The following is an 8,704-nucleotide window of genomic DNA, read 5'->3' as shown; positions in this document are numbered from 1 at the left end:
ACCCTGATCGAAGGCGTCCCCGCGATCAACGCACGATACGCCGCCAACCGGACCGACCAATCAAACACGACACCCATCAACAACCCCATCCCCATCAGGAGCGTTGCACTAAGAATCTGAAACGGCCCCAGGTTATAGGGCAAAATCTGCGACTCGGGCGAGCTGTGGGGCGGCCGGAGCGGGCGCGGCTACAGGCGCGAGGCGAGCAGCTCCGCCAGGTGCATCGTCGGACGGCCGGCGAGGTCGTCGACCTGGATGCGGCAGCTCATGCCGTCGGCCAGCACCACGGCATCCGGATGCGCGCGGAGGCCGGGCAGCAGATTGGTCTCCGCGACGGCGACGCTGACCTCGTAGTGCCCCTTCTCGACGCCGAAGTTGCCCGCCAGGCCGCAGCAGCCGTCGACCTTGGTGACGGTCGCGCCTGCTTCGCGGAGCAGCTTCTCGTCGGCCGCCCATCCGAGTACGGCGCTCTGGTGGCAGTGCGGCTGGGCGACGACCTCGACGCCCGTGAGGTCGGGAACGGGAAGCCCGAGCCTCGCCACCAGCTCGGCGAACGTGAGCACGCCGTCGGCGACGCGGCGGGCATCCTCGGAGTCGGCGAGCTCGACGACGTCGGACCGGAGGGTCGCGGTGCAGGAGGGCTCGAGGCCGACAACCGGCACGCCGGACGCGACGTAGCCGGCCAGGCGCGCCACCGTCCGCTCGACCATGGGCTTCGCGCGGTCGAGCTGGCCCGTCGTGATCCACGTGAGGCCGCAGCAGGCGTCGTCCTGGATCACCCGCGCGTGAAGCCCCTGTGCCCGCAGGTACTCGAGCGCGGCCACCCCCGAGCTCGGGAAGAAGTGATCCGTGAACGAATCGGCCCAGATCCACACGTCGGGTGTCGGGCTCGTCGCATCGGCCGTGCTCCGCGCGGCGCCGCGGCGCCTGTCGCCGCGGCGCAGCGTCCTCGTCGCGAAGGTCGGCACCGAGCGGCGCCCGTCGATGCCGACGACCCACTTGCCGAGGGCCGCGAGCGGCGGGACCCTCATCGTCAGGTTCGCGACCGCCGCGAACGGCGCCGCGAGGCGGGCCCACATCGGCAGGCGGCCGAGCGAGAGGTGCGAGCGCGGGCGGCGCTCGCCCCGCACATCGTGCTTCTGGTGCAGCGCCTCCGACTTGTAGGTCGCCATGTCGACGCCGCTCGGGCAATCGGTCGAGCACCCCTTGCACGCGAGGCAGAGGTCGAGCGCATCCGTGACCGCGTCGTCGGCGAGCCCGCCGCGCAGGAGGCCGCCGTCGAGCGCCTCCTGCAGTACGCGGGCGCGACCGCGGGTCGAGTCCTTCTCGTCCTTGGTCGCCTGGTACGACGGGCACATCACGCCGGTCGGGTGCGGCGCGACGCACTTCCCGACGCCGGTGCAGCGGTGCACCGCGGCGCCCAGGTCGCCGTCGTCGTGGAGCAGCTTCAGCGCCGTGCGCGGCTTCGCGCGCGGGCGCACGGGGCGCAGGTCCTGCGTGATGTCGGCGGCTGCGTGAGCGGCGGGCGCCGTGATCACGCCGGGGCCCATCAGGTCGCGCGGGTCGCAGATCCGCTTGACCTGCGAGAACAGGGCGAGCGCATCCGGCTCGTACATGTGCTGCAGCAGCTCGCTCCTGGCGCGGCCGTCGCCGTGCTCGCCGGAGATCGTGCCGCCGTACCTCTTCAGCTCCTTCGCGGCGTGGTGCATGAAATCGCGGAAGGGCCGCGCCGAGGCCGCCCGCCCCGGCTCGAACGGGAAGTCGATGCGCACGTGGATGCAGCCGTCGCCGAAGTGGCCGTACGGGATGCCCTGCAGGTCGTGTTCGACGAGCAGTCGCTCGAAGTCGCGCAGCCACGAGCCGAGGTGCTCCGGCGGCACCGCGGAGTCCTCCCAGCCCGAGTGCGCCGGTCGCGCGAGGCTGCGCCCGGCCAGGCCGCCGCCGTCCTCCCGGATGCGCCAGAGCGTCTCCTGCTCGGCGACGGAGGTCACGACCCTGGCCCCGAGCGCGTCGGACGCGGCGATCAGTCGGGGCGCCGCGGCCTCGAGCTCGGCCGCGTCGTCGCCGACGAGCTCCGCGAACAGCCACCCGGACCCGCGCGGCAGCTCGGGCACGGGCTTGCCCTTCTGCCGCACCAGGTCGATGATCCGGTTGTCCATGCCCTCGAGCGCCGTCAGCCGCAACCCGGGGCCCTCGGCGCCTGCGAAGCCGCTCCGGATGCCGGGCACGGCATCCGCGGCGCCCGCCATATCGGCGTAGCCGAGCGCGACGAGGATCTTCGCCTTCGGGGTCGGCACCAGGTTCACCGTCGCCCGCGCGACCGTTGCGAGCGTGCCCTCCGTGCCGACGAGGAATTTCGACAGGTTTCGGCGCTCGGGCAGCAGGTGCTCCAGGGAGTAGCCGGAGACCTGGCGGCCGAAGCGGCCGAACTGCGTCCGGATCGTCGCCAGGCTCGCGTCGCCGACGGCGTGCAGCTGCCGGACGATCTCGTCGGGGTTCGCGTCCGATCCCCAGATCGGGTCGATGTCGACGACGTTGTCGACGGTGCGGCCGTAGCCGAGGGCACGGGAGCCGCAGGCGTTGTTGCCGATCATTCCGCCGATCGTGGCTCTGGTGTGCGACGAAGGGTCGGGCCCGAAGCGCAGGCCGAAGGGCGCGGCGGCCCGCTGCAGCGAAGCGTGGACGACGCCCGGCTCGACGACGGCGGTGCGCGATTCCGGATCGATCTCGATCACACGGTCGAGCCCGCGCGTGTCGACGACGATGCCGGGGCCGATCGCGTTCCCGGCGATCGACGTGCCGGCGCCGCGCAGCGTCAGCGGAACGCCGAGGCGGCGCGACGCCTCGTGCGCGGCCCGGAGCTCGTCGGCGCTGCGGGCGCGCACGACGGCTTCGGGGACGACACGGAACAGCGACGCATCCGAGGAGTACATCGCGCGGTCGACGTCGGTGATCGAGACGTCCCGGAGGCCCGAGGAGCGCAGCTCGGCGGCGATGTCCAGCGCGGTCTCGATCATGTCGGCGGCGGTCCCTTCGTTGCGGCGGCGCCCGTGAGCCGCGGCGGCCCTGCGCGGCCGGAGCGGGGCCGCCGAGAGGTGGAGCGCGCCGTCGGCAGTGACGTTCGCGGGTCACGATAGCACCGGTGCGCGGCGCCCCCGTTCACGCCGACGCGGCGACCGCGACCTCGACGAGCTCGCGGCTGGTGGCGCCCAGGTCGCGTGCTCCTCCCCGCCACAGCGCCGTGATCGGGCGGGCGATCGGCGGGCCGGCGAGCGGCACCTCGACGAGCCTGCCGAGCCGGATGTCGTCGGCCACGGCGAGGCGCGAGAGCACCGCGGGCGCGAGGCCGCCGGCGACGGCCGCCCTTACGGCGGCTGAGGTCGGGAGAACGGCCGCCGGGTCCGCGCTGCCGTGCCCGAGGCGCTCCCTGACGGCGTCCTCCCACGTCCGGCGCGTGCCGCTGCCCGCCTCGCGGACGACGAGCGGTGTGAGCGCCGCCTCATCCGGATGGACCTCGTCCTTTGTCGCCCAGTCGTGGTCGGGGGCGACGACGAGAACCAGGGGATCGACGCCGACGGTCGTGTGCGCCAGCCCGTCGGGCAGCGACGACGACTCGATGAACCCGAGGTCGGCCGGGCCGCTGCGCACCAGCTCGGCGACCTCGGCGCTGTTCGCGGTCATCAGATGCACGCTCGTCGGCGCCCTCCCCGCGAGCACCTGTCGCTCGCGCAGCGCGACGAGCCACATCGGCACCATGTGCGCGGCGACGGTCTGGCTGGCCGCGACCGAGAGCTCGCGCCGCCGCTCGTCGCGCAGAGTCTCGACGCCGGCGCGGAACCGCTCGGCGCCGGCCAGCACCTGCTCGGCCCACGACGAGACGATCTCGCCCTCGGGCGTGGGGGAGACCCCTCGCGGTGTGCGGCGGAGCAGCTCCATGCCGACCGTGCGCTCGATGCCGCGCAAGCGCGCCGACGCCGACTGCTGCGCAACGCCGCACTCGCGCGCGGCGGCCGAGATCGACCCGAGGCGCACGGCCGCGGCGAGCAGCTCCATCGCGTCGAGATCCGGGACCCCGTGCATCGCCATGCCCACAGTCTGCGCCTGTATCCCTATCGATCGCAACCGGCTACCGCGCCGGCCGCGCTCGGCCGACGCTGGAAGCATGCAGGTCACCCCCGTCGCCACGCTGCCGAGCCGCCTCGGCGCTCGTGCGGTCGGCGTCGCCCCCGGCGTCGCCCTCACGGCGGCGATCGCCGGGGTCGCGACCGCGATCGGGCACGTCGTCCCGCTCGCCGGCTCGGCCCTGCCCGCGATCGCGATCGGCGTGCTGCTCTCGCTCGTCCGGCCCCGGATGATGCGGGGGCGCGGCGCGATCGACGAGCGGCTCCGACCGGGCATCGGCTTCTCGGGCACGTTCCTGCTCCAGCTCGCCGTCGTGCTGCTGGGCGTCCAGCTGTCGCTCGGGAGCATCGTCCGGGTGGGTTGGGAGTCGTTGCCGATCATGCTCACGACCCTCGTCGCGTGCCTCGGCGGCGCATGGCTGTTCGGCCGGCTGCTGGGCACCGAGCGGAAGGTCACGACGCTGATCGGCGTCGGCACGGGGGTCTGCGGCGCTTCGGCCATCGCGGCCGTCTCTCCCGTGATCGGGGCGGCCGGCGCCGAGATCGCCTACGCCGTCTCGACGATCTTCCTGTTCAACATCGTCGCCGTCGTGGTGTTCCCGATGATCGGCCACGCGCTGAGCCTCGACCCCCACACGTTCGGCCTGTTCGCCGGAACGGCCGTCAACGACACCAGTTCGGTCGTCGCGGCGGCCGGCGTCTACAGCACGGCCGCGCTCGGCTTCGCGGTCGTCGTGAAACTCGTGCGCACGCTCATGATCATCCCGATCAGCGTGGGGCTGTCGATCATGGAGGCCAGGCGCAGCTCCGACGGGCGGCGCCTGACGGCGCGCGGCATCGCGAAGCTCGTGCCGTGGTTCCTGATCGGATTCATCGTCGTCGCGGTCGTGAACTCCGCGGGCGGGATCCCGGACGGGCCGCGCGACGCTCTCGTGCAGGCGAGCGTCTTCCTCATCGCGATGGCGCTCGCCGGCATCGGGCTCTCGACCGACATCGCCGGGTTCCGCAGGGCAGGGTGGCGGCCGCTGCTCCTCGGCGGCATCCTGTGGGCGCTCGTCACGACGACCTCGCTCGCCGTGATCGGCCTCTCGGGCGGTATCGGCTCCTGAGCCCCGCGCCTCATCGGCCTCCGCGGTGGGGCGTCATCGGCTCTCGAGCGGACCCGCTTCCGACGCGCGCGTGCGTTCGGGAGCAAAAGTAGGTACTCTAAGTACGTACATAAACCCCGCGAGCCGCGGGGCATGCGTCGAAGAGGAAGGTTCGCCATGGGTGTCGAATCGAAGAGGAAGTTCTCCGTGCCGTTGTTCGACGGGATGAATCGGATTCCCGGCGGGATCATGCTGATCCCGCTCGTGCTCGGATCGATCGTCGGGACGTTCTTCCCCGGCTTCCTCGAGATGGGGAACTTCACCACGGCGCTGTTCCGCGACAGCGCGCTCCCGCTGATCGCGCTGCTGATCTTCGCGACGGGGATGCAGATCACGCTGCGCTCCTCGGGAGCGGTGCTGGCGACGGCGGGAACGCTCCTGCTGACGAAGTCGATCATCCCGGCGACGCTGGTTGTGCTGCTGGGAACGCTCGTCGGCCTGGACGGCATCCTCGGTGTGTCGATCCTGGCCCTCATCGTGATGATGGACAACAGCAACGGCGGCCTGTGGCTCGCGTTCACCGGCCGCTACGGCGATGAGCGCGACCGCGGTGCGTACATCGCCTCGGCGGTCAACGACGGTCCCTTCTTCTCGATGCTGTTCCTCGGGGTCGCCGGGCTCGCCGACATCCCGTTCACGCTGCTCCTCGCGGCGGTGATCCCCCTCATCCTCGGAATCATCGTCGGCAACCTCGATCAGCGATGGACCGAGATCATGCGCCCCGTGCCGAACATCGTCATCCCCTTCTTCGCCTTCGCGCTGGGAACCGGCATCGACCTCGGCAACGTCGTCACGGGCGGTGCGACGGGTCTCGTCGTCGGCGCGATCGCCACGGTCGTCACGGGGACGTTCGCGTACTTCGGGTACCGCTGGATCCTCCGCCGCGGCAAGCAGTCGGGTGTGGGGATCGCGGCGGCGACCACGGCGGGCAACGCGATCGCGACTCCCGCGATCATCGCCGCCGCCGATCCGGCCTTCGAACCGTATGTCGAGGTCGCGACGGCGCAGGTCGCGTCGTCGGTCCTGGTCTCCGCCGTGCTCGCGCCCCTGCTCGCCGCGTGGGTGCTCAAGAAGCAGGGCGGGATGCCCGAGGACGTGGATCGGTCGGCCGTGAGCGACGATGTCGAGCTCTGAGGCCGCGCTGGGGATCGTCGCCGACGACCTGACGGGCGCACTCGACTCGGCCGTGAAGTTCGCGCGCAGCGGCTGGAACGCGGACCTCGTGCTGGGCCGGGTGCAGGACCTCGCCGTCCGCACCGGCAGCGCGTTCACCGTCACGACGGACGCGCGCACCCAGAGCGCCGACGTCGCGTCGGCGGCGACGGCGAACGCCGTGCGCGGGTTCGTGCAGGCCGGGGTCGAGCGCATCCTCGTCAAGATCGATTCGACGATCCGCGGGAGCGTCGCGGCGCAGATCGACGGCGCCCTCGCCGTGTGGCGGGCGCACCGGCCCAACGCGATCGCCGTCGTCTGCCCCGCCTATCCGGCGATGGGACGCACGGTCAGCGGCGGCATCGTGCACGTAGACGGGGTGAGGGTCGACCGGACCTGGATGGCGGACGATCCGGTCACGCCCGTGACGGACGCCGACCTGCGCGGACTCCTTCCGAATGCGGCCGTGCTGGGCGCCGGTCCTGAGGAGGAGCTCGCGGGGCGGATCACCCAAGCGCGGCTGAGCGGCCACGACGCGGTCGTCGTCGATGCGGCCGACGAAGCCGCGCTCGAGTCGATCGCCGCCGCGGCCCGTCGTCTCGGGCCGGACGCGGTGCTCGTCGGCGCGGCGGGGATCGCTCAGGCCTTCGCGGGCGAGGCGGCGCGGGGCGCGGGTGGTCAGCGGAACCCCGATGTGGCGCGTCCGCTGGTGATCGCCAGTTCGCTCCACGAACGCACCCATGAACAGCTCGATCGCCTCATTGCCGAGCGCGAGGTGCTGCAGGCGTACGAGCCCTCGCTGCCCGATCTGCGCACGGATTCCGACGTCGAGGCATGGGTCGCCGCCCTCCCGATCGCGGAAGTCGACGGGATCACGATCCTGCGCACGCCCACCACACGGACGTCGGATGACGGCGCCGCCGTCGCCGTCTCGGCGCGGCTGGCGCTCGCGGCCGACCTGATCGCCGCGAGGTCCGTCCCCGACCTGCTCCTGCTCATGGGCGGCGAGGGGGCGAGGGCGGTGCTGCGGCGCATCGGCGCGCAGCGGGTCCAGATCCAGCGCGAGATCCGCGAGGGCATGCCCCTCGGGCGCGTCGTCGGCGGTTTCCTCGACGGCGCACTCATCATCACGAAAGCGGGCGGCTTCGGCCGGCCGGAGGACATCTCGGACGTGCTCGCAGAGCTGACCGGGACGACACAGGAAAGGCACGCATCATGACGCTTCCCACTCTCGCCATCACCGTCGGCGACGTCGCGGGCATCGGCCCGGAGATCACGGTCAAGTCGCTCGTCGGCCACGACGAGCTTCGGGCGATCTGCCGCCCGGTCGTCATCGGCGACGCGGCGACGCTCCGCCGCGGTGCCGCCGCGGTCGGCGTCGACCCGGCGGTCGTGCGCGAGGTCGCGACGCCCGCGGACGCCACGGGTGAACCGGGCATCGTCGAAGTGATCCAGGTCGGCCCGTCGCTCGCCGACGTCCCCGTCGGAGAGCTGTCAGCGGCCGCAGGGGACGGAGCGTACCGATTCGTCGTCGAGGCCTGCCGCCTCGCGCGCGAAGGCGCGGTGGACGGCATCGTCACGGCACCGCTCAACAAGGCGGCGATGCACGCGGGCGGCCACGACTTCCCCGGCCACACGGAGCTCCTCGCCCACGAGTTCGGCGTCGACAACTTCTCGCTCGTTCTGTCGGCCGGCGAGCTGTACTTCTTCCACCTCACGACGCACGTGTCGATGCGCCGGGCGATCGAGGACATCACCTACGAGCGCACGCTCAACGTGCTCCGCCTCGCCGACTCGTTCGCGACGGCGATGGGGCGCTCCGGTGAGCGGGTCGCGCTCGCCGGGCTGAACCCCCACGCCGGGGAGAACCGCCTGTTCGGCGATGAGGACGCCGACGTGCTCGCGCCCGCCGTCGCCGCGGCGCGCGCCGAGGGGCTCAACGCGGACGGGCCGCTGCCCGGCGACGCGGTCATCCCCGCGGCGGTCAGGGGCAAGGTGAACCTCGTCGTCGCGTGCTACCACGACCAGGGGCACGCGCCGTTCAAGGCGGTGTACGGCGACGACGGCGTGAACATCACGGTCGGGCTTCCCGTCGTCCGCGTATCCGTCGACCACGGCACGGCCTTCGACATCGCAGGACAGGGCATCGCGCGCGAGGCGAGCCTCGTGCTGGCGATCGAGCGCGCCGCCGCGCTCGCCCCCGGCTGGGATCACGTGTGGCGCGTCGCGCAGGGGGACGCCGTCGCGAACTAGGCTGGGGCCGAGCGAGCAGAAGGGCGCACG

6 protein-coding genes are annotated in these 8,704 nt (G+C 72.5%); 4 read left to right on the top strand and 2 right to left on the bottom strand.

Annotation, left to right across the window (positions count from 1 at the left end; genetic code table 11):
• Window positions 1-188: 188 nt before the first annotated feature.
• Together C0010_RS10295 and C0010_RS10290 are read right to left on the bottom strand one after the other, a co-directional pair.
• The gene (locus tag C0010_RS10295; RefSeq protein WP_105566986.1) at window positions 189-3,017 is read right to left on the bottom strand and encodes an FAD-binding and (Fe-S)-binding domain-containing protein; all 2,829 of its coding nucleotides are present in this window, start codon (window positions 3,015-3,017) and stop codon (window positions 189-191) included.
• A gap of 142 nt (window positions 3,018-3,159) precedes the next feature.
• Window positions 3,160-4,086, bottom strand: a complete 927-nt coding sequence (locus C0010_RS10290; RefSeq protein WP_158685433.1) for a LysR family transcriptional regulator — start codon at window positions 4,084-4,086, stop codon at window positions 3,160-3,162.
• 76 nt (window positions 4,087-4,162) lie between these two features.
• Between C0010_RS10290 and C0010_RS10285 the strand changes: the two genes are divergently transcribed.
• From C0010_RS10285 to pdxA, 4 genes are all read left to right on the top strand, one after another.
• Complete coding sequence (locus C0010_RS10285) at window positions 4,163-5,230, top strand: YeiH family protein (protein WP_105566984.1); 1,068 nt, start codon at window positions 4,163-4,165, stop codon at window positions 5,228-5,230.
• Between the two features lie 156 nt (window positions 5,231-5,386).
• Window positions 5,387-6,403: a 2-keto-3-deoxygluconate permease gene (locus C0010_RS10280; protein WP_105566983.1), complete on the top strand. Its 1,017-nt coding sequence runs from the start codon at window positions 5,387-5,389 to the stop codon at window positions 6,401-6,403.
• Entirely contained in the window at window positions 6,390-7,640 is a 1,251-nt protein-coding gene (locus C0010_RS10275) for a four-carbon acid sugar kinase family protein (RefSeq protein WP_105566982.1), read from the top strand. The genes C0010_RS10280 and C0010_RS10275 overlap by 14 nt, the downstream gene beginning before the upstream one ends.
• Window positions 7,637-8,674, top strand: a complete 1,038-nt coding sequence (pdxA, locus tag C0010_RS10270) for a 4-hydroxythreonine-4-phosphate dehydrogenase PdxA (protein ID WP_105566981.1) — start codon at window positions 7,637-7,639, stop codon at window positions 8,672-8,674. Before C0010_RS10275 ends, pdxA begins: the two co-directional genes overlap by 4 nt.
• Window positions 8,675-8,704: the final 30 nt, after the last annotated feature.

Source organism: Microbacterium halophytorum, assembly GCF_002970975.1.
In the GTDB taxonomy this organism is placed as follows: domain Bacteria; phylum Actinomycetota; class Actinomycetes; order Actinomycetales; family Microbacteriaceae; genus Microbacterium; species Microbacterium halophytorum.
Note: the sequence above shows the minus strand (reverse complement) of the source record. Positions and strands in the feature narration are given on the sequence as shown.

Coding starts and splice junctions, on each gene's coding strand:
- C0010_RS10295 (WP_105566986.1), bottom strand. CDS start 3,017: ATGATCGAGACCGCGCTGGACATCGCCGCCGAGCTGCGCTCCTCGGGC.
- C0010_RS10290 (WP_158685433.1), bottom strand. CDS start 4,086: ATGGCGATGCACGGGGTCCCGGATCTCGACGCGATGGAGCTGCTCGCC.
- C0010_RS10285 (WP_105566984.1), top strand. CDS start 4,163: ATGCAGGTCACCCCCGTCGCCACGCTGCCGAGCCGCCTCGGCGCTCGT.
- C0010_RS10280 (WP_105566983.1), top strand. CDS start 5,387: ATGGGTGTCGAATCGAAGAGGAAGTTCTCCGTGCCGTTGTTCGACGGG.
- C0010_RS10275 (WP_105566982.1), top strand. CDS start 6,390: ATGTCGAGCTCTGAGGCCGCGCTGGGGATCGTCGCCGACGACCTGACG.
- pdxA (WP_105566981.1), top strand. CDS start 7,637: ATGACGCTTCCCACTCTCGCCATCACCGTCGGCGACGTCGCGGGCATC.